The sequence below is a fragment of the Streptomyces sp. NPDC087901 genome (assembly GCF_044742205.1).
GTDB lineage: Bacteria > Actinomycetota > Actinomycetes > Streptomycetales > Streptomycetaceae > Streptomyces.
Window position 1 is genome coordinate 907,373 of sequence record NZ_JBIUUC010000001.1, and the last position, 26,458, is coordinate 933,830.

Consider the following 26,458-nt stretch of genomic DNA (forward strand, 5'->3'; position numbering starts at 1 on the left):
CGTGGCACAGTGACGCCCATGGCTGAGTCCTTCGACCGTTCCGTACCCCTCGTCCGCTCCGCCGTCCTCGACGACGGCCCCGCCCTCGGAGAGCTCGACCGCAGCACCTGGTCGACGCTGCACGCCGTGCAGCCGCGCCCGCAGCCGCCGTACGAGCCGTTCTTCGACGACCGGCACCGGCCGCAGGACGTCCTGGTGGCCGATGCGGTGAACGCGGCGGGCGAGACGGTCGTCGCCGGGTACGTCCGCGTCGTGCCGCCCACGCCGCTGGCCTGCAACGCGCACGTCCGGCAGATACAGGGCCTCGCCGTGGCCGGCTGGGCGCGGGGGCGGGGCCTGGGCCGCACGCTGATAGGCGCGGCGTGCCTGGCGGCGCGCCGTCAGGGGGCGAACCGGATCACCCTGCGGGTGCTGAGTCACAACGCGCCCGCCCGTGCGCTGTACGAGGCGCAGGGGTTCACCGTCGAGGGCGTCCTGCCAGGCGAGTTCTTCCTCGGCGGGCGTTACGTGGACGATGTGATGATGGGCCGGCCGCTCAGCCCGTGACCGGGACCCGGACGGCCGCGCCTCACCCGGCGCCGAACCGCTGCCACAGTGCGGGCATTCGCGCCTCCAGGACCGCGTCGTCCTCGAAGTCGAACGGGGTGCCCTCCGGCTCGGAGGCCTGGGGCGGCAGCCCGAGATCCGGCGCGACCACCCCGGTGAGCTGCTCGTACGCCTCGTCGGCGGCGTAACCCAGCTCCTCCGCGTCGCCGTCCAGCTCCTCGTCGAAGTCGTCGAGGAGTTCGGCCAGGCTGTCCGGATCGTGCACAGCGCCCTCGAAGACCTCCCGGCCCTGGCCGATCAGCCAGCAGCGGAAGTAGTCGAAGGCGTCGTCGCTCGCCCCGCCGAGCAGCACACTGGCGGCCGCCCACAGGTCCCAGCGGTACGCCCGGTTGTAGCGGGCCTCGAAGTGCCGGGCGAAGTCCAGCACGGAATCGGGATCGAGCTGCACCAGCCGTTCGACGAGCAGGTCGGCATGGTCCTCGGGGTCGCCGTCGGCGGCCTCGCGGGTGCTGTCGACGATCTCCCAGAATTCCGTCTCGTCCATCACGGGTCCAGCATCTGCCCCGGAGACTGCCGATGCACGCGGAGACGCCGAAATGAAGCCTTACGGCCTCACGTAGAGCGCGTGAAGCGCTTCGGCGGCCGCCGCGAACCTGCTGCGCAGGGCGGCCGGCTCCAGGACCTCCAACTCCGGTCCCAGGGAAAGCAGCTGACCGTACGCGACATCCAGGGACTCGACCGGCAGCGTGACCGTGACCCATCCGTCGGGGCCGGGCGGACCGGCCGCGTCCAGGGCGTCCCGGGCGGCGACGCGGTCCACCGCGTGCGGCAGCCGGCGGACGGCTGTCTCCGAGAGCCGCAGCGTCACCTCGGTCCGCAGGATCGACCGGGCGAACCCGGCCGAGCGCTCGTCCCAGAACGCGGGCAGATCGAAGCTCTCGTCCCGGACGAACCGGGTGTCCGACACGGTCATCGCCGTGAAGCGGTCGATCCGGTACACCCGGAAGTCGTCTCCCGCGCGGGCGCAGAGATACCAGACCCCGGCCTTCAGGACGAGCCCGTACGGTGCCAGTTCGCGGTCCACCTCGGCGTCCCGGCCGGCCCTGCGGTAGCGGGCGCGGACCGTGCGGTCGTCCCACACGGCCTCGGCCACGACGGGCAGGAGCGCGGGGGTGGCCGGTTCCTGGTACCAGCCGGGTGCGTCCAGGTGGAAGCGCTGGGAGGCGCTGGCGGAGGCGTCCCGCAGGGACGGGAGGAGGGCCGCCGACACCTTCAGCCGGGCGGCGGACGCCGCGTCCTCCAGGCCCATCTCGCGCAGCGCGGAGGGCAGGCCGGACAGGAAGAGCGCCTCGGCCTCGTCACGGGCGAGACCGGTGAGCCGTGTGCGGTAGCCGCCGACGAGCCGGTACCCGCCCGCCCGTCCCCGGTCCGCGTAGACCGGGACCCCGGCCTCGGAGAGCGCCTGGGCGTCCCGGGTGATGGTCCGCTCGGACACCTCCAGCTCCTGGGCGAGCTCGGCGGCGGTCATGGCGGGGCGGGACTGCAGAAGCAGCACCATTCTGATGAGCCGGGCAGCACGCATGCGGCCATTGTGGCCGCGGCCGGGGGCGCGTGTGGCTCGGGCCCGACCGGTGCGGCCTCAAGCACCGGCCGGGCCCGATCGAGTACAAAGCCTGTGCCGGAGCGGGGCGGACGCGTACGGAGGACGGGGAGCGGGGCGGGCCCGCGCCCCGTCCTCCGGGGCCGTCAGAGCCCGTAGCGCTCGCGGGCTTCCTTGACCGCCGACGCGGGCAGCTCGCCGCGGCGGACCAGCTGGGCCAGGGCCGCGACCGTGATCGACTGCGGGTCGACGCCGAAGTGGCGGCGGGCCGCGTCACGGGTGTCGGAGAGGCCGAAGCCGTCCGTGCCGAGCGAGGTCCAGTCCTGCTCCACCCACTGGCTGATCTGGTCCGGTACCTGGCGCATCCAGTCGCTGACCGCGAGGACCGGGCCCGGTGCGCCTTCCAGCGCCTGGGTCACGTACGGCACCCGCAGTTCCCCGCGGAGCAGCGCCTCGTCGCACTCCAGCGCGTCCCGGCGCAGCTCGCCCCACGAGGTGGCGGACCAGACGTCGGCCGTGACACCCCAGTCCGCGGCCAGCAGCTCCTGGGCCTCCAGGGCCCAGTGGATCGCCGTACCCGAGGCCATCAGCTGCAGGCGCGGCGCGTCCGCCTTCGCGGGCGTGCCCTCCTTGAAGCGGTAGAGGCCCTTGAGGATGCCCTCCTCGATGCCTTCCGGCATCGCGGGCTGCGGCTTCGGCTCGTTGTAGACCGTCAGGTAGTAGAAGACGTTCTCGGCCTCGGGGCCGTACATCCGGCGCAGACCGTCCTGGACGATCACCGCGATCTCGTACGCGAACGCGGGGTCGTAGTTGAGCGACGCCGGGTTCGTGGACGCGATCAGGTGCGAGTGGCCGTCCGCGTGCTGGAGGCCCTCGCCCGTCAGCGTCGTACGGCCCGCCGTGGCGCCGACCACGAAGCCGCGGCCGAGCTGGTCGCCGAGCTGCCAGAACTGGTCGCCCGTACGCTGCCAGCCGAACATCGAGTAGAAGATGTAGAACGGGATCATCGGCTCGCCGTGCGTCGCGTACGACGTGGAAGCGGCGATGAAGTCGGCCATGGCGCCGGCCTCGGTGATGCCCTCGTTGAGGACCTGGCCGTCCTTGGCTTCCTTGTAGTACATCAGCTGGTCGCGGTCGACCGGGTCGTACGTCTGGCCCAGCGGCGAGTAGATGCCGGCCGACGGGAACAGCGCCTCCATGCCGAAGGTGCGGGCCTCGTCGGGGACGATCGGAACCCAGCGCTTGCCGGTCTCCTTGTCCCGCATCAGGTCCTTGGCCAGACGGACGAACGCCATCGTGGTGGCCAGCTCCTGCTTGCCGGAGCCCTTCTTCAGTGCGGCGAACGCGCGCTCCTCGGGCGCGGGCAGCGCCACCGCGTGCACCCGGCGGGCCGGGGCGGGGCCGCCGAGGGCGGCACGGCGCTCCTGGAGGTAACGGACCTCGGGGGAGTCGGCGCCCGGGTGGCCGTAGGGCACCAGGCCCTCGTCCAGTTTCGCGTCCGGGATCGGCAGCTCCAGCAGGTCGCGCATGGCGCGGAACTGCCTGCCGTCCAGCTTCTTCATCTGGTGGTTGGCGTTGCGCGACTCGAAGCCAGGGCCGAGCGTGTAGCCCTTCACCGTCTGCGCCAGGATCACCGTCGGCGCACCCTTGTGCGCAAGTGCCGCCCGGTACGCCGCGTACACCTTGCGGGCCTCGTGGCCGCCGCGCGAGGTGTGGAAACACTCGGCGATCTTCGCGTCGGTGAGCAGCTTCGCCAGCTCGGCGAGCGCGGGCTCGGTGCCGAAGAAGTGCTGGCGGATGTAGGCGACGTCGCGGGTGGCGTACGTCTGGAACTGCGCGTCCGGGACCTCACGGAGCCGGCGCACCAGCGCACCCGTGGTGTCGAGCTGGAAGAGCTCGTCCCAGGCGGTGCCCCAGAGCGTCTTGACGACGTTCCAGCCGGCGCCGCGGAAGGCGCCCTCCAGCTCCTGGACCACACGGAAGTTGGCGCGGACCGGACCGTCGAGGCGCTGCAGGTTGCAGTTGATGACGAAGGTCAGGTTGTCGAGCTGCTCGCGCGCCGCGAGGGCGAGGGCAGCGGTCGACTCGGGCTCGTCCATCTCGCCGTCGCCCAGGAAGGCCCAGACGTGCGAGTTCGACGTGTCCTTGATGTTGCGGTTGGCCAGGTAGCGGTTGAAGCGCGCCTGGTAGATCGCCGACAGCGGGCCGAGGCCCATCGACACGGTGGGGAACTCCCACAGCCAGGGCAGCCGCCGCGGGTGCGGGTAGGACGGCAGACCGTCGCCGCCCGCCTCCTGGCGGAAGTTGTCGAGCTGCTGCTCGCTCAGCCGGCCGTCGAGGAAGGCGCGGGCGTAGATGCCGGGGGAGGCGTGGCCCTGGATGTAGAGCTGGTCGCCGGAGCCGTCCCCCTCCTTGCCGCGGAAGAAGTGGTTGAAGCCGGTCTCGTACAGCCAGGCCGCCGAGGCGAACGTGGCGATGTGACCGCCGACGCCGAAGCGGGAGCCACGGGTCACCATCGCGGCCGCGTTCCAGCGGTTCCACGCGGTGATCCGCGATTCCATCTCCAGGTCGCCGTCGAAGGCGGGCTCCGCGGCGGTGGGGATGGAGTTGACGTAATCGGTCTCCAGCAGCTTGGGCAGCGCGAGACCGGCGCCCTCGGCGTGCTGGAGCGAGCGCCGCATCAGATACGCGGCACGGTGCGGGCCCGCGGCCTTGGTGACGGCATCCAGGGAGGCCGCCCATTCAGCGGTCTCCTCCGGGTCGCGGTCCGGGAGCTGGTCGAGCTCGCTCGGAAGCTTTCCTACGGGGTCGGTCATGATCGCCGCCTTCCGGTGAGGAGGGGGGTGGAGAAGTCCCTGACTGGCAGGACAGGGCGATGGGGCCGGTGGGCCCGCGGAGTGAACTGTAAGGCTCCGATCGATGATCGATCAAAGGATGAAAGGCAAAACTTCTCGATATCGAGAAAAGTGGCATGGGGTGCCGCGAAATGGGGCACGGAGTGACGGGACCTATCAGACAAAAGGGGCGCTCGCCTGCACAGGCGAGCGCCCCTCACGACACATGCGCACCGCGCGGCGCGGCGACCTCAGGCGCGCGGGGCGCAGCCGAGCACATGGGCCTTGACCAGCACCCCGATGTCCGGGTCCTTCCGCAGGAACGCCTCGATGAGCGCCTCGTGCTCCTCCGCGTACGACTTCTGCACCGTGCCCAGCCAGCGGATCGAGAGCGCCGTGAACACCTCGATGCCCAGCCCCTCCCAGGTGTGCAGCAGAACGGCGTTGCCGGCCGCCCGGACCATCTCCCGGTGGAACCCGACCGTGTGGCGCACCTGCGCCTCGCCGTCGGCCAGCCGGTCCGCCTCGTACAGGGCCGTCACATGCGGGGCGAGCAGCGAGCAGTCCTCGCCGAGCCCCGGGGCCGCGAGCTCGGCGGCGATCTGCTCCAGGCCGGCCCGTACCGGGTAGCTCTCCTCCAGGTCGGCCGCGGTGAGGTTGCGGACCCGGACGCCCTTGTTGGGTGCCGACTCGATCAGCCGCAGCGTCTCCAGCTCCCTCAGCGCCTCGCGCACGGGCGTCTGGCTGACCTCCAGCTCGGTGGCGATCCGGCGCTCCACGATCCGCTCGCCCGGCTTCCAGCGCCCGCTGACGATCCCGTCCACGATGTGCTCGCGGATCTGTTCGCGCAGCGAGTGGACGACGGGCGGGGTCATGAGGGGCTCCTTCGGGGCAAACCGGTGCTGCCTGCACCAACTCGGCTGCCGGAGCGACCGGTGGTGTCTAGACAATACGGCGGCGCCCCCGTCCGGGAGTGTTCCGGACGGGGGCGCCGCTGGTGAGGCTGGTTACAACCGCGTTGTTCAGAGGCCGAGCTCGACCTCGAACTCACCGGCCTCCAGGATCGCCTTGACCGCGGTCAGGTAGCGGGCGGCGTCAGCGCCGTCCACCAGACGGTGGTCGTAGGAGAGCGAGAGGTACGTCATGTCGCGGACGCCGATGACGGTGCCCTCCTCGGTCTCGATGACCGCGGGACGCTTGACGGTGGCGCCGATGCCCAGGATGGCTGCCTGGTTCGGCGGCACGATGACGGTGTCGAACAGCGCACCGCGCGAGCCGGTGTTGCTGATGGTGAAGGTGGCACCGGACATGTCGTCCGGCGTCAGGCCGCCACCGCGGGCCTTGCCGGCCAGCTCGGCGGTCTTCTTCGAGATGCCGGCGATGTTGAGGTCGCCCGCGCCCTTGATGACCGGGGTCATCAGGCCCTTCTCGGCGTCCACGGCGATGCCGATGTTCTCCGAGTCGAAGTACGTGATCGTGCCTTCGTCCTCGTTGATCCGGGCGTTGACGACCGGGTGGGCCTTCAGCGCCTGGGCGGCGGCCTTGACGTAGAACGGCATCGGGGAGAGCTTGACGCCCTCACGGGCCGCGAAGCCGTCCTTCGCCTTGTTGCGCAGCTTCATCAGCTTGGTGACGTCGACCTCGACGACCGAGGTCAGCTGGGCCTGCGAGTGCAGCGCCTTCATCATGTTGTCGCCGATGACCTTGCGCATGCGGGTCATCTTGACCGTCTGACCGCGCAGCGGGGACACCTCGAGCTTCGGCGCCTTGGAGGCGGCGGCCGGAGCAGCGGCGGCGGGCGCCGGGGCGGCAGCGGCGGCCTTGGCGGCCTCCGCGGCGGCGGCTGCGGCCACTACGTCCTGCTTGCGGATACGGCCACCGACGCCGGTGCCCTTGACCGCGCCCAGGTCGACGCCGTTCTCGGCGGCGAGCTTGCGGACCAGCGGCGTGACGTACGCGCCGTCGTCACCGGAGGTCGCGGCCGGAGCGGCCGGGGCCACCGGGGTGACCGGAGCCGGAGCAGCGGCGGCGGGTGCCGGAGCGGCCGGAGCCGGAGCGGCGGCGGGCGCGGCGGGAGCCACCGGAGCCGGCGCCGGGGCGGCCGGTGCGGGAGCTGCCGGAGCGGGAGCCGCGGCGGGGGCCGGGGCAGCGGCCGGAGCCGGAGCGGCTGCGGCCGGAGCAGCGGCCGGGGCGGCACCGGGAGCACCGATGACGGCGAGCTTGGCGCCGACCTCGGCGGTCTCGTCCTCGGCGACGACGATCTCCAGCAGCACACCGGAAACCGGGGCCGGGATCTCGGTGTCGACCTTGTCCGTGGAGACCTCGAGGAGGGGCTCGTCCTCGGTGACCTCCTCGCCGACCTCCTTCAGCCAGCGGGTGACGGTGCCCTCGGTGACGCTCTCGCCGAGCGCCGGAAGGGTGACGTCGGTGCCGGAGGCACCACCGGCGGGGGCGGCGGCCGGAGCCTCGGCCGCGGGGGCCGGAGCGGCGGCGGGGGCCTCGGCGGCCGGCGCCGGGGCCGGGGCGGCCTCGGGCTCGGCGGCCGGAGCCGCAGCGGCCGCGGGGGCGCCCGTGCCGTCGTCGATGACGGCCAGCTCGGCGCCGACCTCGACGGTCTCGTCCTCGGCGACCTTGATGGAGGCCAGGATGCCGGAGGCGGGGGCCGGGATCTCGGTGTCGACCTTGTCGGTCGACACCTCGAGCAGCGGCTCGTCGGCCTCGACGCGCTCGCCCTCGGCCTTCAGCCAGCGGGTGACAGTGCCCTCGGTGACGCTCTCGCCGAGCGCCGGAAGGGTTACGGAAACCGACATGGTTTCAGTTGCTCCTAACGAAAATGCGGAAGTGGTCGGTCGTCGCGCCCGGTCGACTGGATCAGTCGTGGGAGTGCAGGGGCTTGCCGGCCAGGGCCAGGTGGGCCTCGCCGAGCGCCTCGCTCTGGGTCGGGTGGGCGTGGATGAGCTGCGCGACCTCGGCCGGCAGCGCCTCCCAGTTGTAGATCAGCTGGGCTTCGCCGACCTGCTCGCCCATACGGTCACCGACCATGTGGACGCCGACCACGGCACCGTCCTTGACCTGGACGAGCTTGATCTCGCCCGCGGTCTTGAGGATCTTGCTCTTGCCGTTGCCCGCGAGGTTGTACTTCAGCGCGACGACCTTGTCCGCGCCGTAGAGCTCCTTGGCCTTGGCCTCGGTGATGCCGACGGAGGCGACCTCGGGGTGGCAGTACGTCACCCGGGGGACACCGTCGTAGTCGATCGGGACGGTCTTGAGACCGGCCAGCCGCTCGGCGACCAGGATGCCCTCGGCGAAGCCGACGTGGGCGAGCTGGAGCGTCGGGGCCAGGTCGCCCACGGCCGAGATCGTCGGAACGTTCGTCTGCATGTACTCGTCGACGAGGACGTAGCCGCGGTCCATCGCGACGCCGGCCTCCTCGTAGCCGAGACCCTGCGAGACCGGGCCGCGGCCGATCGCGACCAGCAGCACCTCCGCCTCGAAGGTCTTGCCGTCGGCGAGGGTCACGCGGACGCCGTCCTGCGTGTACTCGGCGCCCTGGAAGAACGTACCGAGGTTGAACTTGATGCCGCGCTTGCGGAACGCGCGCTCAAGAAGCTTCGAGCTGTTCTCGTCCTCGACCGGCACGAGGTGCTTGAGGCCCTCGATGATCGTGACGTCGGTGCCGAAGGACGTCCACGCCGAGGCGAACTCGACGCCGATGACGCCGCCGCCCAGGACGATGGCGGACTTCGGGACGCGGTCCAGCTTCAGCGCGTGGTCCGAGGAGATGATGCGGTTGCCGTCGATCTCCAGGCCCGGGAGCGACTTCGGCACGGAGCCGGTCGCCAGGAGCACGTGGCGGCCCTGGATGCGCTGGCCGTTCACATCCACCGAGGTGGCGGAGGAGAGACGTCCCTCACCCTCGATGTAGTGCACCTTGCGGGAGGCGATGAGACCCTGCAGACCCTTGTACAGGCCCGAGATCACATCGTCCTTGTACTTGTGGACGGCCTCGATGTCGATGCCCTCGAAGGTGGCCTTGACGCCGAACTGGCCGGCCTCGCGTGCCTGGTCGGCGATCTCGCCGGCGTGCAGCAGGGCCTTCGTGGGAATGCAGCCGTTGTGCAGGCAGGTGCCGCCGACCTTGCCCTTCTCGATCAGAGCGACGTCCAGGCCCAGCTGCGCTCCGCGCAGGGCCGCGGCATAACCGCCGCTACCACCGCCGAGGATCACTAGGTCGAAAACGGTGCTGGCGTCGTTCGCCACGTCACGTCCTCCATGCATGTGCGCCGGATGCCGGGCCCCGTCATCGGGGTGTGACCGGCCGGTCGGCTGGTGTTCGGCCGCTTTTGTCATTCGGCCCTGTGGTGGGGGCCCTGTCCTGCCGAGAACCCATCTTCGCACTTGTTGACGGTGGGCGGGACGCGGGGCCCGTGTCTGAGACGGATGATCGTCCGTCCCAGTGGGTTACCGCTGCGTAGGGACAGGTCGATTCCGTCGAGTTTCGTCGAGAGCGAAACCGCCCGGACCCTGCCGCGGTGCCGTGAGGGGAACACGTACGGCCCCGGACCTATGCCCGGGGCCGTACGTCATGTGCGAACTCAGCCGAGGTCTCCGGCCGCGGTGCGCTCCGCCAGCTTCACCAGGGTGCGGACCGCGGATCCGGTGCCGCCCTTCGGTGTGTAGCCGTACGGGGCGCCCTCGTGGAAGGCCGGGCCCGCGATGTCCAGGTGCGCCCAGGCGATGCCTTCGCCCACGAACTCCTGCAGGAACAGACCGGCCACCAGGCCGCCGCCCATCCGCTCGCCCATGTTGGCGATGTCGGCGGTCGGGGAGTCCATGCCCTTGCGCAGGTCGGCCGGGAGCGGCATCGGCCAGGAGGCCTCGCCGACCTCTTCGGCGATCTCGTGGATCGAGGTACGGAAGGCGTCGTCGTTCGCCATGATGCCGAAGGTGCGGTTGCCCAGGGCCAGCACCATCGCGCCGGTCAGGGTCGCCACGTCGACGATCGCGTCCGGGTTCTCCTCGGAGGCACGGGTCAGCGCGTCGGCGAGGACGAGCCGGCCCTCGGCGTCCGTGTTGAGGACCTCGACGGTCTTGCCGCTGTACATGTGCAGCACGTCACCGGGGCGGGTGGCGTTGCCCGACGGCATGTTCTCGGCGAGCGCGAGCCAGCCGGTGACGTTGACCCGCAGGCCCAGACGGGCGGCCGAGACGACGGCCGCGAACACGGCGGCGGCGCCGCTCATGTCGCACTTCATCGTCTCGTTGTGGCCGGCCGGCTTCAGCGAGATGCCGCCCGAGTCGTAGGTGATGCCCTTGCCCACAAGGGCCAGGGTCTTCTCCGCCTTCGGGTGCGTGTAGGCGAGCTTCACCAGGCGCGGGCCGTGGGTCGAGCCCTGGCCGACACCCAGCAGGCCGCCGTAGCCGCCCTTGACGAGGGCCTTCTCGTCGAGCACCTGCACCTTGATGCCGTGCTCCTTGCCCGCGGCGGTGGCCACGGCGGCGAAGGACTCGGGGTACAGGTCGTTCGGCGGGGTGTTGACCAGGTCGCGGGCGCGGTTGATCTCCTCGGCGACGGCGACGGCGCGCTCGGCGGCGGCCTTGAAGGCCTTGTCGCGCGGCTTGGCGCCCAGCAGGGCGATCTCGCCGAGCGGCAGCTTCGGGCCGTTGTCCTTGGCGCCCTTGGGAGCGAGCTTGTTCTCGCCGCCCTGGTAGGCGGTGAAGGCGTACGCGCCCAGCAGCGCGCCCTCCGCGATGGCCTCGGCGTCCTCGACGGAGCCGATGGGCAGTGCGAAGCCGGCCTTCTTCGAGCCGTGGAGCGAGCGGGCGGCACTGCCCGCGGCGCGGCGAAGCGCCTCGGCGTCGTACGCGCCGTCCTTCTCCGGGACCGGGCCGAGTCCGGCCGCGATGACGACCGGGACCTTCAGGCCGTCGGGCGCGGGGAGCTTGGTCAGTTCGCCCTCGGCACCTGAGGCGCCCAGGGTCGCAAGGACGGCGGCGAGCTTCCCGCCGAACGCCTTGTCGACGGCCTCGGAGCCCGGTGCGAGGACCAGGTCACCGGACTTGGAGCCGGCGTCCTTGGCGACGCCGACGACGAGCGCGTCGGCGCGCAGCGTCGCCGCACCGGCAGTGCTGAGAGTGAGAGCAGTCACGGTGGTGAAATCTCGCTTCCGTTGAGTTCTTTGTCGGTCGCGGGGTGGGGCGACCGTGCCCGGCGCATCGTAGACGCCGCCGCGATGTGCCGGGAATGAGCCTACGCGCGCCTTTGCTGCCCGATTACGGCGGCGGGCCGTCAGTGCGCCGGAGCCGTCGTACGGTTGTTCCGCCGGGATGATCTTCCCGGCGGAACGGATCGCGACCGCAACGGCGTTGGCGGACGTCCTGCGGACGAGGGAGAACGATGAACGACCGGATGGCCGCACGGGTGACCGGCCGGCCGGCGGCGCTGCCCGTCACCGTACTGATTCTGTTGGTGATGCTGGCCGGCTGCACCTCGGCACCCGGATCCGCGCCGTCGGCCGCCCCCTCCGGGCGGTCCGCCGCGGCGCTCTGGCAGCCGGAGCCGGGCACCGACTGGCAGTGGCAGCTCTCCGGCCGGCTGGACACGACGGTGGACGCCCCCGTGTACGACATCGACGGCTTCGACCACGACGCGGCGCAGGTGGCGGAGCTGCACCGCAAGGGGCGCAAGGTCATCTGCTATCTGTCCACGGGCGCCTGGGAGGAGTTCCGCCCGGACGCGGCGAGGTTCCCCACGGCGGTCCTCGGCAAGGGCAACGGCTGGGAGGGGGAGCGCTGGCTCGACATCCGGCGCACCGACGTCCTGGAACCGCTGATGGAGAGCCGGATCTCCATGTGTGCGAAGAAGGGCTTCGACGCGGTCGAGCCCGACAACATGGACGGCTACCGCAATCCGAGCGGCTTCCCGCTGACCGCCGCCGACCAGTTGCGCTACAACCGGCTCATCGCGCGCATCGCGCACCGCCACCACCTCGCCGTCGGCCTGAAGAACGACCTGCCCCAGATCCCCGAGCTGGTGGGTGACTTCGACTTCGCGGTCAACGAACAGTGCGCCCAGTACGAGGAGTGCGAGGAGCTCGCCCCGTTCGTGAAGGCGGGCAAGGCGGTCTTCCACGTGGAGTACGAGCTGCCCGTGGCCCGGTTCTGCGCACAGTCCCGGAAGCTGGGGCTGAGCTCGCTGCTCAAGAAGTACGAGCTCGGCGTCTGGCGTGTTCGGTGCCCGGCGGCCGGGGCCTGACGGAACGCCGGACGGGAGCTCGGACGGGAGCTCAGCCGAGAGCCAGGCCCACCAGCGTCACCGTCGCCGCCGTCTCCGCCAGCGCACCGAACACATCGCCGGTCACGCCGCCGAAGCGTCGGACGCAGTGCCGCAGCAGCAACTGGGCCACCACGAGCGCGGCCAGGGCGGCGAGGGCGTACCGCAGCGCCCCGTACCCGCCCAGCAGCGCACCGGCGCCCGCGCAGACCGCCACCGCCGCGGCAGCGGCCGCCACGGCGGCTGCGGCCGGCACGGTGCCCGCGACCGCGGCGCCCAGCCCCTCCGGGCGGGCAGCCGGGACGCCGCGGCGGGAGGCCAGCGTGAGCGCGAGCCGGGCGACGACACCGGACGCGGCGGCCGCCACCGCACCCTGCGCCCAGCCCTGCGCGTACAGCTGCTGAAGGACCGCCACCTGGGCGAGCAGCACGAACAGCAGGGTGATCACACCGAATGGCCCAATGTCCGACTGCTTCATGATCCGCAGCGCGTCGTCGGCCGGCTTGCCGCTCCCCAGACCGTCGGCGGTGTCCGCGAGGCCGTCGAGGTGCAGCCCCCGGGTGAGGGCCGCCGGCACCGCGGCGGAGGCGACCGCGGCGAGCAGCGGCCCCGAGCCGAACAGCAGGAACAGGCTGCCGGGCACCGCCGCGAGCACTCCGACGACGAGGCCGGTGAGCGGGGCGCACAGCATTCCGGCCCGGGCGGTCTCGCGGTCCCAGCGGGTGACGCGGACGGGGAGCACGGTGAGGGTGCCGAAGGCGAAACGCAGGCCGTGGCTGTTCAGGGAGGTCACGGCGCGCAGGCTAATCGGTGGGCGCGGCGGCTAGATTGGCTGAAACGGCACAGAACGGTGCTTAAGCGGCTTTTCTGGAGTGGGTGGGATGGGTCACTGGTTCGATCGGAACATCGTCGAGCCGGGGAAGCTTCCCCTGCTCCTGGCGCTGGCCGCCTTCGTGCTGACGTTCGCCATCACCCGGGTCATCACCCGGATGATCCGGGCCGGCAAGGGGCCGTTCCGCAACATCACGCCGGGCGGCGTCCATGTCCACCATGTGGTGCCGGGCGTGGTGCTGAGCGTGGTCGGCGGGTTCGGCGCGGTGGCCAGCGGGAAGCACGGCTTCGCGGCCGGGGCCTTCGCGGTCGTCTTCGGCGTCGGCGCGGGGCTGGTACTGGACGAGTTCGCGCTGATCCTGCACATGGACGACGTGTACTGGACCGAGCAGGGCCGCCAGAGCGTGGAGGTCGTGGTCCTCACCGCAGCCCTCGTCCTGCTGGTGCTCGGCGGCTTCTCCCCGCTCGGCGTGAACGACCTGAGCGACAATCAGCAGCAGGGCCGGCTCGGCGTCGTCCTCACCCTCGTCGTCAACTTCTGCTTCGTGCTGATCGCACTGTTCAAGGGCAAGGCGCGGATGGCGGTGGTCGGCACCCTGGTCCCGTTCGTCGCCCTGGTCGGCGCGATCCGGCTGGCCCGGCCGGCCTCGATGTGGGCCAAGCGGTTCTACCGCAACCGGCACCGGGCCCGCTCCCGCTCGGTGCTGCGCGCGTACCACCACGACGTCCGCTGGGCCGGGCCGCGGCGCAGGTTTCAGGACCTGATCGGCGGCGCACCCGACCGCGTCCCGGCCCCCTCACCCAAGCCCTGACGGCGCCGCCCGCGCAGAGCCGGGACCGCGCACAGCACGAGCGCCACCGCGATGGCCGCCAGGTGCTCCTTGCCCGCCAGGTTGTCCTTCACCACGATCTCCACCACCATCGCCGCGACCACCAGGGCTCCGGTGAACCGGGCCCGGTAGGCGCAGCAGACGCAGACGGCCAGCGCGACCACCGCCGCCGAGGGGCCGGTGTCGACGACCTGGGCGTCGGTGCCCGGCAGTCCCAGGAACCCGTCGGGGCCCACGGCGACGCCGATCCGCGCGTACAGCGTCCCGGCCAGCGTCGCGACGTACGCGATCAGCAGCGTCCGCCACCGGCCCAGGCAGATCTCGGCGATCCCGAACACCAGGAGCACCTGCGCCAGCGCGCCCCACACGGGCAGGTCGAGCGCGGGGACGAACAGCGACAGCGGGGTACGCAGCAGAGCCGCCGGGAGCGGATCCTCGGCCCGCACCGCCCCGAGTGCCTGTACCGGCCCGTATCCCCAGGACCTGTTCTGCACCACCTGGAGCAGCGCCGTCAGACAGACCGCGGCCAGGGTCATCGGGACGGCCCGCAGCCGCTCGGTGACGAGTGCCGCGCGTACGGCCGTCCACAGCGGACCCCACTCCCGGCGGGCCGCCCGGCCGAGCGTGTGCAGCGGGGTCATCCACGCGGTCCGAGCTTGGAGCGGTGCAGCCACTTGGGCAGTCCGGGCGCCTCCAGGAACCCTTCGGCGCGGCCCGCGGCGATGGCGATGCGCGGCAGGTCCGCGCTCTTCTCGAAGAGCAGGTAGCGCGGTTCCCAGATCGGCCGGTACTTGGCGTTGGCGCGGTAGAGCGACTCGATCTGCCACCACCGTGAGAAGAAGCTGAGCAGCGAACGCCACAGTCTGAGGACCGGTCCGGCGCCGAGCCGCGATCCGCGCTCGAAGACGGAGCGGAACATCGCGAAGTTCAGCGACACCTGGGTGACACCGATCTTCCCGGCCCGTTGCAGGAGTTCGATGACCATGAACTCCATCAGGCCGTTCTCGGCGTCCCGGTCACGGCGCATCAGATCCAGCGAGAGACCGTTGGGGCCCCAGGGGACGAAGCTCAGCAGGGCCCGCAGCTCACCGGGGCCGCCGGCCTCGGCGGTGTCGCGGCATTCGAGCATGACGCACTGTCCGTCGGCCGGGTCGCCGAGCCGGCCCAACGCCATCGAGAAGCCGCGTTCGGTCGCGCCGTCCCGCCAGTCGTCGGCCCGGCGCACCAGCTCGGCCATCTCGGCCTCGGGGATGTCCGCGTGCCGGCGCACGGTCACCTCGTAACCGGCCCGCTTGACCCGGTTGTACGCCTGGCGGACGGTTCGCATGGCCCGCCCGTCGAGGGTGAATTCGGCGGTCTCCACGATCGCCTCGTCACCCAGCTCCAGGGCGTCGAGCCCGTGCCGGGCGTAGACCGTGCCGCCCTCCTCGCTCACCCCCATCACCGCCGGGATCCAGCCGTGTTCACGGGCCTCGGCGAGCCAGGGGGTGATCGCCCCGGGCCAGGCCTCGGGGTCGCCGATCGGATCGCCGGAGGCCAGTGAGACCCCGCCGACCACCCGGTAGGCGACGGCGGCCTTCCCGGTAGGGGACCAGGTGACGCTCTTCTCGCGGCGCAGGGCGAAGTAGCCGAGCGAGTCCCGCTCGCCGTGCCTGTCGAGCAGTGCGCGCAGCGCCGTCTCGTCCTCGGGGCCGATCGGATCGACCGCGCGGCGCGCGCGGAAGGCCGCGTACACGACGGCGATGAGCAGCAGGGTGGACAGGACGTTGATGGCGACGTTCACCCACCCCGGCGTGGTGATCCCGGGGAAGCGGGAGTCGTCGGCGGTGACGGAGACCAGGCGCAGGGCCCCGTAGCGCCAGCGGTCCAGGAACGTCGAACGGTAGTCGTCGTGCGCGGTGTTGGTGGCCGTGACCAGGGCGGCGGCGATCAGCGAGGTGACCAGCAGCCCGCCGACCGCCACCAGCGCGGCCAGCTTCGGGTTGGACCGGTCGCCCTTCGCGTAGAACTCCCGCCGGCCGAGGGCGAGCGCGAGGACGAAGGCGGCGGTCAGCGCGAGCGAGATCCAGTTCTGCGGGTACCGGCGGATCTCCGGGAAGCCGATCACCGCGGCGAAGAGCAGCAGCGTGAGCCCGCTCAGCACCATGTTGACGATCCACGCGGCCCGTTTGCGCCGCCGCATCGTGACCGCGAGGAACAGCGCGACGACTCCGGAGGAGAAGCCCGCGGTGAGCAGGTAGGGCGTGAAGTAGTTCTCGGTGTTGTGACGTCGCAGGTCCTGGCCGAAGGTGACCCAGACGGCGCTCAGGAAATTGATGAACGACACGACGCGCAGGTACCAGATGGCGAGGGCCGCGCCGCGTCGCGACCGTTGGGTGCTCTGCGGCCGGACGGCAGTCCGCCCGGATTCCTCGCTGGCCAATCGGACCTCTCCCATGAAAAGCGATCATATGGGGCATCGCGTTTCAGGAAAGGGGCCGCGCTGCGGCCGGGTCCGGACGGCCGCAGTCCGATGAGTCAGCTGCTGCCCGTCATTCCCCGGCCGGGTCGCCCGGGCCGGCCTCTCCGTCCGCGGAGGCCTCCTCGCCGTCGTCCTTCGCGTCGTCCTCGTCGGGTTCCGGTGCGCGCTCGGGCAGCTCCGCCGCCAGTGCGGCCGCGGCCTGAACGAACGGAAGTGCGAGCAATGCCCCGCTTCCTTCACCGACGATGACGCCGTGGTCCAGCAACGGGTTGAGCGCCATCCGGTCCAGCGCCTTCGCCTGCGCCGGCTCACCGCTCAGCTGTCCCGCCAGCCACCAGTCCGGCGCCCTGAACGCGGCCCGCTGACCGACCAGCGCCGAGGCCGCGGAGACCACACCGTCCAGGATCACCGGGAGCCGGCGCACCGCGCACTGGAGCAGGAAGCCGGTCATCGCGGCCAGGTCCGCGCCGCCCACCGTGGCCAGCAGCTCAAGCTGGTCGCCCAGCACCGGCCGGGCCCGGCGCAGCGCGTCACGGATCGCCGCGCACTTGCGCATCCAGGCCAGGTCGTCGATCCCCGCACCGCCGCGCCCGGTGACCACCGAGGCGTCGGTGCCGCACAGGGCCGCGATCAACGTGGCCGCGGCCGTCGTACCGCCGACGCTCAGATCACCGAGCACCACCAGATCGGTGCCCGAGTCGGCCTCCTCGTCGGCGATCGCCATGCCGAGGCGCACCGCCTGCTCGGCCTCCTCGACCGTCATGGCGTTCTCGACGTCGATCCGGCCGCTGCCGCGCCGTACCCGGGTCCGGACGACCGCGTCCGGCAGGAGCTCCGGCTCGCAGTCCAGACCGGCGTCGACGATCCGTACCGGTACGGAGAACCGGCGGGCCAGGACGGCGAGCGGCGTCGAACCCTCCAGCGTGGCCCGCACCAGCTCGTGCGCGGTCCCGGCCGCACGGCCGGACACCTTCAGCTCCGCCACCCCGTGATCACCGGCGAAGAGCACCACGCGCGGCTGCTCGATCGCCCGCACCGGCACGGCCTGCTGGGCGGCCGAAAGCCATTCGCCCAGCTCGTCGAGGCGGCCGAGGGCGCCGGGCGGCACGATGAACCGCGCCCGGCGTTCCTCGGCATCTCGCCGCACACCCCCGTCGGGGCGTTCGATCAGGTCGGAGAAGTCGTCCAGATTCACGGGGGTCTGCCTCGCGGGTCGATACGTGGGGTGGGCCGGGGAGCCCGGCTGCGGGCCCCTTGCGGAACAGTACCTGCCGCGATTTCCGGCCCCCCTCAGTGCGGCGTCCGGTCCCCGAACCGCAGTTGGGTGATCGCGGGCGTGAGAGTCCGCAGCCCGGGCAGCAGGTTCTGGACCCGGATCAGCTCACCCATGGCACCGCGCCCGCGCGGCAGGTGCAGAGCCCGCACCTCGGTGATCCCCGGATGCGCGCTGCGCAGCTTCCCGCGCTCGCCCGGGTTCATCGCCCAGTGCATCGGCGGGATCGTCATGTCACCGACCTTCGAAGTGCCCGCCACGGTGCCCTTCGCGAGCCACCGCGCCATCGAGTCCAGGACGAGGATCCCGCCCGGCAGCCGCTCGGCGCAGGCAGCCAGGATCGCGCGCACCTCGGTGGGCCGCAGATACATCAGCAGCCCCTGCGTCGTGATGACCACACCCCGGCCTTCCGGATCCTCGATCTCGTCCAGCCAGGAGAGGTCCGTCGCCGATCCGGACAGCGTCCGCAGCCGGTCCGAAGCGGGCAGCAGGGTGCGGCGGAGCGTGGCGACCTCGGGCAGCTCCACGCTCAGCCAGTTCAGCCGGTCGTTGTCGACCCGCCAGAAGCCGGTCTCCAGGCCGTCGCCGAGCGCGACCACGGTGGCCCGGGGGCGGTCGGCGAGATACTCCTGGACAGCCAGGTCGAAGCAGCGTGAGCGCAGACCCTGCGCCTGTGAGTTGAACGGGTGGGGAATCCCGAACCGCTCCTCGAACGGATAGTCCAGATCCGCCAGGAGCTGGAGCGCCATCGGGTCGTCCAGCACCGGATAGGGCCGGCCCGCCTCGTACGCCCGGTTGTACAACGTCCACAGCAGGGTCTCCGGAACCCCGTCCAGCATCGGCCGCACACGCGCCATGTCCGCTTCTCCTGTCCTGTTCAGTTCCGCTTCGGTCCGCTTCGTTTGGCCGGGGAGCGGGCCGTCAGCCGCGCAGCGTCAGCACCTGCCCGGCCACCACAAGCAGCACCTGCTCGCACTCGTCGGCGACCGCGGCGTTCAGCCGGCCCAGCTCGTCCCGGAAACGCCGCCCGGCGGCGGTCGCGGGCACCACACCGGACCCGGTCTCGTTGGTCACCGCGACGACGGTGCGCCGCGTCCCGCGGACCGCTGCCACGAGTTCGGCCGTCCGTTCCCACAGCGCGCTCTCACCACCTCCTGCCCACGCCGCGTCGTCCCAGGCATCCACCCGGTCCATCGCGTCCGTCAGCCAGAGCGACAGGCAGTCGATCAGCAGCGGCGGCCCGTCCGAGGCCAGCAGCTCCACCAGCTCGCAGGTCTCCTCGGTGCGCCAGGCCGCCGGTCTGCGTTCCCGGTGCAGTCCGACCCGGGCCGCCCACTCCGTGTCGCCCTCCCGGCTGCCGCCGGTCGCCACGTACACGACCTCGGGATACGTCTCCAGCCGCCGCTCGGCCTCGACCGATTTCCCCGAGCGCGCGCCGCCGGTGACCAGGGTGCGCCGGGGGACGTCCGGCTCGGCGTGGTACCCGCCGACCGTCAGCGTCGTGCCGTCCGGCACGGCCCGGGCGCCGCCCGCGGCCAGCCGGCGGTCGAGCTCGGGGCCGGGCGGTGCGTCATGGTCCAGATGGACGGCGATCACCTCGGTCGCCGTCCCGATCGCCTCGACGGCCCGCAGCCTGGCCACGGCGTCGGGCCGCCCCACGACGTCACCGACGACCATGTCGTACGGCTCCGCCATCCGGTCGGCGAGACCGGCCGGTGCGGCGCCCGGCGGCAGATAGAGCAGCCGCTCGCCGTCCGGCGCCGTGACCTCGTACCCGGTGCCGGGCGCGTCCATCGGCACGGCCCGCACCCGGTGTCCGCTGATCAGTGTCAGCTCCCGCCCGTCCGGCACCCGGCCCGCCGGGGGCAGCCCGGCGGGCAGTTCTACGGCGGGGCCGTCGTGCGGATGGGTGAGCAGCACCTGCCGTACGCCGGTGAGCGAATGCCCCGCGCGGGCGGCGGCGAACACCGCCCCCGGGGTGAGATCGAGCAGCAGCGCGTCGTCGATCAGCAGGGCGGTCGCGGCCCGCGCCCGCGCCCCGCGGGCGCCGGCGCAGACGGCGCAGGGGCAGTCGGGCCGCGGCAGCCCGTCGGGGGCTCCGGTGCCGAGCAGAGTCAGTTCCACGCCCCGATCCTCCCGCGTCCCCGCGCCGGGTGCGCGACGTGGGGGTGGCGAGGCGTGGACGGGCGCCTTCCTGGGCAGGTCGGAAGCACTGGTGCCGCTCCCGGCGGGCTACGCCCCGTCGGGCCGACGCCACCGGTCGCCAGGGTCTTTCGTCCGGATCGGGCCGGACCCCGCGCGAGCCCGGCAGGATCCGGACGGGAGGCCATAGGCTGCGGACGGAACAAAGTGACCCAGGAGGCGGACATGGCGTGGACGTGGCGGTTCGAGAAGTCCGACGGTACGGAGACGGAGCCGGCGCTGCAGCCGGACGAATTCACGACGCAGGGCGACGCCGAGTCCTGGATCGGTGAGTACTGGAAGGAACTCCTCGACGGCGGTGCGGACCAGGTGACGCTCTTCGACGACACGACGAAGATCTACGGCCCGATGAGCCTCCAGGCCGAGCAGAGCTGAGCGGGAGCACCAGTGGCCCTTCCCGGCACATCTGCCGGGAAGGGCCACTGGTGCTCAGGGGCCTCAGATCTCGCCGAGCGTGACCTCGGCCGTCTTCTTCGCGTCGCTGCGCAGATACGTCACGGTGACCTTCTCGCCCGGCTTGTCGGAGGCCAGCGCCTCCGACAGCGACGTGATCGTGGTGACGGACGTGTCGCCCACCTTGGTGATGATGTCGCCGGCCCGCAGCCCCGCCTTCTGGGCCGCGCCGTCCTTCGTCACGCTGACGATCGCGACGCCCGCGGGCTGGTAGCTGTCGTTGACGACCGTGCGGCCGGTGATGTTCAGTGCCGCCCGGCCCGAGTCGGTGACCTTGCCGTCCTTGATGATCTGGTCGGCGACCGTCTTCACCATCGAGACCGGGATCGCGAAGCCGATCCCCGGCGCCGCGCTGTCACCCATCTGGGGGTCGGTCGCCGCCAGCGTCGGGATGCCGATCACCTCGCTGTTCAGATTCACCAGCGCGCCGCCGCTGTTGCCCGGGTTGATCGCAGCCGAGGTCTGCACCATGTTCGCGATGGTCGCGCCCGTGCCGCCGCCCGCGCTGCTCTCGCTCACGGTCCGGCCGAGCGCCGAGACGATGCCCTGGGTGACGCTGCTGGACAGCCCCAGCGGCGAGCCCATGGCCAGCACGATCTGGCCCACCTCGACCTTCTCCGAATCGCCGAACTTCGCGGGCCTCAGCCCGTCCGGGACGTCGTCCAGCTTGATGACGGCCAGATCCTGATCGGGATAGGCGGCGACGAGCGAGGCGCTGAGCACCTTCTCCCCGTTGGCCACGGTGACCTTGAAGGTCTTCTCCTCGCCGACGACATGGGCGTTGGTGACGATGTTGCCCTTGGTGTCGTAGACGATGCCGGAACCGAGGCTGTCGGAGGCGTCGATCTGCACCACCGACGGAAGCACCTTGTTGATGACGGTCTGGTAGTCGTCCTGCAGATCACCGGTGGCCTTCGAGGCCGAACCCTGCTGGGCCGATCCGGACTTCGTCGCGGCGGCGTTCGAGGCGTTGGAATTCGAGTCGGAGCAACCGCTCACCAGCGCGATCGCACAGACACCTGCGGACAGGGGCATCAGCAGCCGGCGCACACGGCTGCGGGAGTCAAAGGCATCCATGTCCGGATTATTGCCTTTAACCCCATTGGCGGCCTGTCGAGCGCACCCGCCAGGAACCGCGCCGCTCAAATCCCTCCGGGCGTGCCCGGGGCAGGCCCGGAGAACCTAGCCCCGCACCCCGCACAGGTGCAGCAGCGCGGCCACCCCGCGGTACGGATCCGTCCGCCCGGCCCGGTCCTCCGCCGCCAGCACCCGCTCCAGCTCCGCCGCGGACGGCAGTTCCACGTCGTTGCTCACGTTGTCCGTGAAGACCCGCACCCCGTACCAGGCGTGCAGTGGCGCCGCGATCCCGGCGAGCGTGGCGGTGAGGGCGTCGAGCCGGTCCGCGCGCACGGAGAGCCCGAGGCGGTTGGTGTACCGGTCCGTGTCGAACGCGGCCAGTGCCGCGTCCCAGTCTCCGGCGAGCCCGGGCCGCATCGCCAGCGCCTCGGCGTTCCGTACGAGCAGCGACAGCAGACCGCCCGGCGCCAGCATCCTGGCCAGACCGGCCACCATGGCGTCGGGTTCCTGGACATACATCAGCACGCCGTGGCAGAGCACCACGTCGAAACTGCCCGGCAGGAAGTGGACGCCGGTGTCCTGGCCGTTGCCCTCGATGAAGCGGACGCGCTCACGGATACCCGCCGGCTCGCCGCCGAGCGCCTCGCGGGCGACCCGCAGCATCTCGGCATCGGATTCGAGACCGGTGACGGTGTGACCGGCCCGGGCGAGACGCAGGGCCTGCGTCCCCTGGCCCATGCCGACGTCGAGGATCCGCAACCGCTGCCCGACGGGGAAGCGTGCCGCTATCTGTTCGTCGAGCTGTCGTGCGACCAGCTCCTGACGCACGGTGTTGCGCAGTCCGCCGAGCCCCTTCAGCCACGCCGGCGAGGCGCCCGAGAAACCGGAGACCGCATCACCCGGCCGGCCGGCGGACACCCGGCCGGCCGAACCGGAAAGATCCGTACTCAGGGCCGCTCTCCGCGCTTGACCTGCGGCTTCGGCAGCCTGAGCCGACGCATCTGGAGCGTACGCATCAGCCCGTAGGCCACCGCGCCCCGCTTGGGCGTATCGGGGAAGCGCTCGTTCAGCTGCTTGCGCAGACGGAACGTGAGCCCGATCGAGTCGATCACGATCAGCACGATCACGCCGAGCCAGAGCAGCAGCGAGATGTTCTGGATGCCCTGCACCTGGATCACGCTGAGAATCAGGATGACCACGGCGAGCGGCAGGAAGTACTCCGCGATGCAGAAGCGCGAGTCCACGAAGTCGCGGACGAAGCGCCGCACGGGGCCCTTGTCGCGAGCCGGCAGATAGCGCTCGTCACCACTGGCGAGCGCTTCACGCTGCTTGGCCATGTCGACGCGGCGCGCTTCGCGCTGGCGCTTCGTGGCCTCCTTGCGGTCGAGCGGCGCACCACTGGAGGCGCGACGGCGCTGCGACTGGGCGTCGCTTCGCTTGGGGGTGGGGCGACCTTTGGGAGCCTGCGGGTCGCGGGACGTCTTGGAGAGGTCCGCCGTCACCTTGTCGGTGGGGGCCTTCTCTTCCTTGGAGCGGCTACGGAACACAAGACCCAAGGGTACGGGGTCGATCGCCACGACCCCAGGCCGGCGGGGAACGATCCGGCAACGGCCTGCGTCCTTGCTGGTGTCCGAGCGGGACGATACGGGCGTCACCACCGGTTTCCCTGACCGTCACCTACTCCCTGGGCCGGAGCGGTCACCGGGGCAGTCGTCCTTGGGGAGGACCCCATCGTTGCTCGAACAGTGCGGTAATAGAGGCAGGGCCCGTACTGTGGGTTCTGTTGGAGTGCTGGATACCGGTTGAGTCAGAAGGGGGCGCGCGAAGCCCATGAGCGGTGTCATGAAGCGTATGGGGATGATCTTCCGCGCGAAGGCAAACAAGGCCCTTGACCGGGCCGAGGATCCGCGCGAGACCCTCGATTACTCGTACCAGAAGCAGCTGGAGCTGCTTCAGAAGGTGCGTCGCGGTGTCGCCGATGTGGCGACGTCGCGCAAGCGCCTGGAGCTGCAGCTGAACCAGCTGCAGGGCCAGACGTCCAAGCTGGAGGACCAGGGCCGCAAGGCGCTCGCGCTCGGCCGCGAGGACCTGGCCCGCGAGGCGCTGTCCCGCCGCGCGGCTCTTCAGCAGCAGGTCACCGACCTGGAGACGCAGCACACCACGCTGCAGGGCGAGGAGGAGAAGCTCACTCTCGCGGCCCAGCGGCTGCAGGCCAAGGTCGACGCCTTCCGTACGAAGAAGGAGACGATCAAGGCCACCTACACGGCAGCCCAGGCGCAGACCCGGATCGGAGAGGCCTTCTCCGGCATCTCCGAGGAGATGGGCGACGTCGGCCTGGCCATCCAGCGGGCCGAGGACAAGACCCAGCAGATGCAGGCGCGCGCGGGCGCGATCGACGAGCTGCTCGCCTCCGGCGCCCTGGACGACCCGACCGGCACGGCGAAGGACGACCTCACCGCCGAGCTGGACCGGATCTCCGGTGGTACGGATGTGGAGCTGGAGCTGCAGCGCATGAAGGCCGAACTGGCCGGCGGCTCCACCTCGAAGCAGGCCATCGAGGGCGGCCCGCAGGATGCCGCGCAGCAGCAGGACAGGTCCCCGCACAAGTTCGACAAGAATTAAGGCAGCGTCATGATCGTACGGATCATGGGGGAGGGCCAGGCGGTTCTGGCCGACAGTCATCTCGCCGAGCTCAACAAGCTCGACAACGAACTGCTCGCCGAAATGGAGAGTGGCGACGGCCCCGGCTTTCGCTCCACGCTCCACGCGCTCCTCGCAAGGGTGCGCGAACTCGGCACACCCTTGCCGGACGACTCCTTGGAGCCGTCCGAACTGATCCTGCCGTCGCCCGACGCGACCCTCGAAGAGGTCCGCGCCATGCTCAGCGACGACGGTCTGATCCCCGGCTGACAACCGGCAGCTCCAGCACCCGCACCACCGTGCCCCGTGACCGGCCCCGGCCGGTCACGGGGCACAGCGCTGTGCGCGCAGGGCGACGGGTGCCCCGCTGTCCGTACCGCTTCTCCGGTCGCGCGCACCGGTTTCCGCGCGACACGCCGTAACGTAGCTTGACGTGACCACCCTCGGAACCGGGGTTCTGCGCATCCGGAACTGGCTGCGCGACCATCCCCTCGCACTGGACGGCGCGCTCGCCCTGGCCGTGTACGTGGCCATGGTCGTCGGATCGTTCGCCGATCCGGGCGCCCACCACGGACCCACCTTCGGCACCCGCGCGCCCGCGGTGGGCAGCGTGTTCCTGATGGCGCTGGGCGCCCTCGCCCTGGTCTGGCGGCGTCGCCGGCCGATGGCCGTTCTCGCCGCCACCGGAGTGCTGGCCGTCGTCGAGCTGGTGACGGCGGATCCGCCGGCCCCCGTGGTGATGAGCACCGTCATCGCGCTCTACACCGTCGCCGCCCGCACCGACCGGCCGACGACGTGGCGGGTCGGGCTGCTCACCATGGCCGTGCTCACCGCGGCCGCGATGTTCTTCGGCTCGGCTCCCTGGTACAGCCAGGAGAATCTCGGGATCTTCGCCTGGACCGGGATGGCGGGCGCGGCGGGGGACGCGGTCCGCTCCCGGCGGGCGTTCGTCGACGCGATCAGGGAGCGCGCCGAACGCGCCGAGCGGACCCGTGAGGAGGAGGCCCGGCGCCGGGTGGCGGAGGAGCGGCTGCGGATCGCCCGTGACCTGCATGATGTCGTCGCCCACCACATCGCCCTGGTCAACGTGCAGGCCGGAGTCGCGGCCCACGTCATGGACAGGCGCCCCGACCAGGCCAAGGAGGCGCTCGCCCACGTCCGGGAGGCGAGCCGGTCCGCGCTCAACGAACTGCGGGCCACCGTGGGGCTGCTGCGCCAGTCCGGCGATCCGACGGCGCCGACCGAACCCGCCCCAGGCCTTGCCGTCCTCGACGAGCTCGTGAAGACCTTGCGGCAGGCGGGGCTGCCCGTCGAGGTGGCCTGCGCGGCGAAGGAGGGCCCGCCGCTGCCCGCCGCGGTGGACCTGGCCGCGTACCGGGTGATCCAGGAGGCGCTCACCAATGTGCGCAAGCACGCGGGCCCCGGGGCGAAGGCCGAGGTCAGCGTCGTACGTGTCGGGGCCACGGCCGAGGTCATGGTCCTGGACAACGGGCGCGGAACGGCCGGCCGCGCAGGCGGCGACATCGTCGGCGGCGGCCACGGCCTCCTCGGCATGCGGGAACGCGTCACCGCTCTGGGCGGCACCCTCACCGCCGGCCCCCGTTACGGCGGAGGCTTCCGCGTCCATGCGATCCTGCCCCTCAAGGTCCGTGTGCGGGAGCCGGATCAGCCGGGTGCGGCGGGCCGGACGGGGGAGCACGCATGACATCGGCCATCAAGGTCCTGCTCGTCGACGACCAGGCGCTGCTGCGCAGCGCGTTCCGTGTCCTGGTCGACTCGGAGCCCGACATGCAGGTGGTCGGCGAGGCGGCGGACGGGGCGCAGGCCGTGGAACTGGCCCGGTCGACGCGCGCCGACGTGGTGCTGATGGACATCCGGATGCCCGGTACGGACGGGCTCACCGCGACCCGGATGATCAGCGCCGACCCGGAACTCGCGGACGTGCGCGTGGTCATGCTCACCACCTTCGAGGTGGACGAGTACGTGGTGCAGTCACTGCGGGCAGGCGCCTCGGGCTTCCTCGGAAAAGGGGCGGAACCGGAGGAACTCCTCAACGCCATCCGGATCGCCGCGGGCGGCGAGGCGCTGCTGTCGCCCGCCGCGACCAAGGGACTGATCGCCACGTTCCTTGCGCAGGGCGGCAGTTCGGGCGAAGGCGGGCCGGGAGCCGCGGAGTACTCCGCACGTCTTGAGGCCCTGACCACCCGGGAGCGCGAAGTGCTGGTGCTCGTGGCGGGCGGGCTGTCCAACGACGAGATCGCCGAGCGGCTCGTGGTCAGCCCCCTCACCGTCAAGACCCATGTGAACAGGGCGATGGCGAAGCTGGGGGCACGGGACCGGGCCCAATTGGTGGTAATCGCGTACGAATCGGGCCTGGTGCGCCCACGGGTGGAGTGAGGGTGCAGCGGCGGCGTACTCCACCTGCGGTATGCGCGGCA

24 protein-coding genes are annotated in these 26,458 nt (G+C 71.6%); 8 read left to right on the top strand and 16 right to left on the bottom strand.

From position 1 onward, the window contains the following. Positions 1–18: 18 nt before the first annotated feature. Positions 19–546 carry a GNAT family N-acetyltransferase gene (locus ACIOEW_RS04025; protein WP_362555710.1) on the top strand — a complete coding sequence of 176 codons (528 nt, stop codon included), beginning with the start codon at positions 19–21 and terminating at the stop codon, positions 544–546. A 22-nt stretch (positions 547–568) separates the two neighbouring features. Here the strand turns inward: ACIOEW_RS04025 and ACIOEW_RS04030 are convergent, their stop codons facing one another. The 7 genes from ACIOEW_RS04030 to ACIOEW_RS04060 all read right to left on the bottom strand — a co-directional run bounded on the left by ACIOEW_RS04030 (position 569) and on the right by ACIOEW_RS04060 (position 11,129). Continuing rightward, complete coding sequence (locus ACIOEW_RS04030) at positions 569–1,090, bottom strand: DUF4240 domain-containing protein (protein ID WP_401961102.1); 522 nt, start codon at positions 1,088–1,090, stop codon at positions 569–571. Positions 1,091–1,150: 60 nt separating this feature from the next. Beyond that, positions 1,151–2,128 carry a YafY family protein gene (locus tag ACIOEW_RS04035; RefSeq protein ID WP_362555714.1) on the bottom strand — a complete coding sequence of 326 codons (978 nt, stop codon included), beginning with the start codon at positions 2,126–2,128 and terminating at the stop codon, positions 1,151–1,153. A gap of 164 nt (positions 2,129–2,292) precedes the next feature. Further along, a complete protein-coding gene (gene aceE, locus ACIOEW_RS04040; protein ID WP_401961103.1) occupies positions 2,293–4,962 on the bottom strand; it encodes a pyruvate dehydrogenase (acetyl-transferring), homodimeric type in 2,670 nt (889 codons plus the stop codon). A gap of 269 nt (positions 4,963–5,231) precedes the next feature. Further along, positions 5,232–5,855 (bottom strand): GntR family transcriptional regulator, encoded by a 624-nt coding sequence (locus ACIOEW_RS04045; RefSeq protein WP_148017657.1) that lies wholly within the window; start codon positions 5,853–5,855, stop codon positions 5,232–5,234. Between the two features lie 147 nt (positions 5,856–6,002). Beyond that, the gene (gene sucB, locus ACIOEW_RS04050; RefSeq protein WP_401961105.1) at positions 6,003–7,790 is read right to left on the bottom strand and encodes a 2-oxoglutarate dehydrogenase, E2 component, dihydrolipoamide succinyltransferase; all 1,788 of its coding nucleotides are present in this window, start codon (positions 7,788–7,790) and stop codon (positions 6,003–6,005) included. A gap of 61 nt (positions 7,791–7,851) precedes the next feature. Continuing rightward, positions 7,852–9,240, bottom strand: a complete 1,389-nt coding sequence (gene lpdA / locus ACIOEW_RS04055) for a dihydrolipoyl dehydrogenase (RefSeq protein WP_351002598.1) — start codon at positions 9,238–9,240, stop codon at positions 7,852–7,854. Positions 9,241–9,575: 335 nt separating this feature from the next. Further along, on the bottom strand, positions 9,576–11,129 hold the full coding sequence (locus tag ACIOEW_RS04060) for a leucyl aminopeptidase (protein WP_362555720.1): 1,554 nt from the start codon (positions 11,127–11,129) through the stop codon (positions 9,576–9,578). Positions 11,130–11,377: 248 nt separating this feature from the next. Here ACIOEW_RS04060 and ACIOEW_RS04065 point away from each other — a divergent pair, with 248 nt between their 5' ends. Further along, positions 11,378–12,235 carry an endo alpha-1,4 polygalactosaminidase gene (locus tag ACIOEW_RS04065; protein ID WP_401961106.1) on the top strand — a complete coding sequence of 286 codons (858 nt, stop codon included), beginning with the start codon at positions 11,378–11,380 and terminating at the stop codon, positions 12,233–12,235. Between the two features lie 31 nt (positions 12,236–12,266). On the opposite strand, the gene ACIOEW_RS04070 is transcribed toward ACIOEW_RS04065, so the two are convergent. Beyond that, positions 12,267–13,046 (bottom strand): adenosylcobinamide-GDP ribazoletransferase, encoded by a 780-nt coding sequence (locus ACIOEW_RS04070; protein ID WP_362555723.1) that lies wholly within the window; start codon positions 13,044–13,046, stop codon positions 12,267–12,269. Positions 13,047–13,134: 88 nt separating this feature from the next. On the opposite strand from ACIOEW_RS04070, the gene ACIOEW_RS04075 reads away from it, so the two are divergent. After that, positions 13,135–13,896: a hypothetical protein gene (locus ACIOEW_RS04075; protein WP_362555725.1), complete on the top strand. Its 762-nt coding sequence runs from the start codon at positions 13,135–13,137 to the stop codon at positions 13,894–13,896. On the opposite strand, the gene ACIOEW_RS04080 is transcribed toward ACIOEW_RS04075, so the two are convergent. From ACIOEW_RS04080 to ACIOEW_RS04100, 5 genes are all read right to left on the bottom strand, one after another. Continuing rightward, positions 13,839–14,555 (bottom strand): hypothetical protein, encoded by a 717-nt coding sequence (locus ACIOEW_RS04080; RefSeq protein WP_401961108.1) that lies wholly within the window; start codon positions 14,553–14,555, stop codon positions 13,839–13,841. The genes ACIOEW_RS04075 and ACIOEW_RS04080 overlap by 58 nt on opposite strands. Continuing rightward, entirely contained in the window at positions 14,552–16,351 is a 1,800-nt protein-coding gene (locus ACIOEW_RS04085) for a phosphatidylglycerol lysyltransferase domain-containing protein (protein WP_401961110.1), read from the bottom strand. The genes ACIOEW_RS04080 and ACIOEW_RS04085 overlap by 4 nt, the downstream gene beginning before the upstream one ends. A gap of 94 nt (positions 16,352–16,445) precedes the next feature. After that, a complete protein-coding gene (gene cobT, locus ACIOEW_RS04090; protein WP_401961112.1) occupies positions 16,446–17,570 on the bottom strand; it encodes a nicotinate-nucleotide--dimethylbenzimidazole phosphoribosyltransferase in 1,125 nt (374 codons plus the stop codon). Between the two features lie 95 nt (positions 17,571–17,665). Beyond that, positions 17,666–18,505, bottom strand: coding sequence for a class I SAM-dependent methyltransferase (locus ACIOEW_RS04095; RefSeq protein ID WP_362555733.1), 840 nt, complete (start codon positions 18,503–18,505; stop codon positions 17,666–17,668). Between the two features lie 64 nt (positions 18,506–18,569). Beyond that, a complete protein-coding gene (locus tag ACIOEW_RS04100) occupies positions 18,570–19,772 on the bottom strand; it encodes a bifunctional adenosylcobinamide kinase/adenosylcobinamide-phosphate guanylyltransferase (protein WP_401961115.1) in 1,203 nt (400 codons plus the stop codon). A 243-nt stretch (positions 19,773–20,015) separates the two neighbouring features. Between ACIOEW_RS04100 and ACIOEW_RS04105 the strand changes: the two genes are divergently transcribed. Continuing rightward, the gene (locus tag ACIOEW_RS04105) at positions 20,016–20,225 is read left to right on the top strand and encodes a hypothetical protein (RefSeq protein WP_362555737.1); all 210 of its coding nucleotides are present in this window, start codon (positions 20,016–20,018) and stop codon (positions 20,223–20,225) included. A 63-nt stretch (positions 20,226–20,288) separates the two neighbouring features. Here ACIOEW_RS04105 and ACIOEW_RS04110 read toward each other — a convergent pair whose 3' ends face one another. The 3 genes from ACIOEW_RS04110 to ACIOEW_RS04120 all read right to left on the bottom strand — a co-directional run bounded on the left by ACIOEW_RS04110 (position 20,289) and on the right by ACIOEW_RS04120 (position 22,927). Further along, positions 20,289–21,380 carry a S1C family serine protease gene (locus ACIOEW_RS04110; RefSeq protein WP_401961117.1) on the bottom strand — a complete coding sequence of 364 codons (1,092 nt, stop codon included), beginning with the start codon at positions 21,378–21,380 and terminating at the stop codon, positions 20,289–20,291. A 105-nt stretch (positions 21,381–21,485) separates the two neighbouring features. After that, positions 21,486–22,238 (bottom strand): methyltransferase domain-containing protein, encoded by a 753-nt coding sequence (locus tag ACIOEW_RS04115; protein ID WP_362555780.1) that lies wholly within the window; start codon positions 22,236–22,238, stop codon positions 21,486–21,488. 89 nt (positions 22,239–22,327) lie between these two features. Then, a complete protein-coding gene (locus ACIOEW_RS04120) occupies positions 22,328–22,927 on the bottom strand; it encodes a DUF3043 domain-containing protein (RefSeq protein ID WP_362555740.1) in 600 nt (199 codons plus the stop codon). Positions 22,928–23,222: 295 nt separating this feature from the next. Between ACIOEW_RS04120 and ACIOEW_RS04125 the strand changes: the two genes are divergently transcribed. From ACIOEW_RS04125 to ACIOEW_RS04140, 4 genes are all read left to right on the top strand, one after another. Next, a complete protein-coding gene (locus ACIOEW_RS04125) occupies positions 23,223–24,002 on the top strand; it encodes a PspA/IM30 family protein (RefSeq protein WP_330826684.1) in 780 nt (259 codons plus the stop codon). A gap of 9 nt (positions 24,003–24,011) precedes the next feature. Continuing rightward, positions 24,012–24,290 (top strand): hypothetical protein, encoded by a 279-nt coding sequence (locus ACIOEW_RS04130; protein WP_362555742.1) that lies wholly within the window; start codon positions 24,012–24,014, stop codon positions 24,288–24,290. Positions 24,291–24,453: 163 nt separating this feature from the next. Continuing rightward, positions 24,454–25,725 carry a sensor histidine kinase gene (locus tag ACIOEW_RS04135; RefSeq protein ID WP_401961120.1) on the top strand — a complete coding sequence of 424 codons (1,272 nt, stop codon included), beginning with the start codon at positions 24,454–24,456 and terminating at the stop codon, positions 25,723–25,725. Next, positions 25,722–26,417, top strand: coding sequence for a response regulator transcription factor (locus tag ACIOEW_RS04140; RefSeq protein ID WP_351003503.1), 696 nt, complete (start codon positions 25,722–25,724; stop codon positions 26,415–26,417). The genes ACIOEW_RS04135 and ACIOEW_RS04140 overlap by 4 nt, the downstream gene beginning before the upstream one ends. Positions 26,418–26,458: the final 41 nt, after the last annotated feature.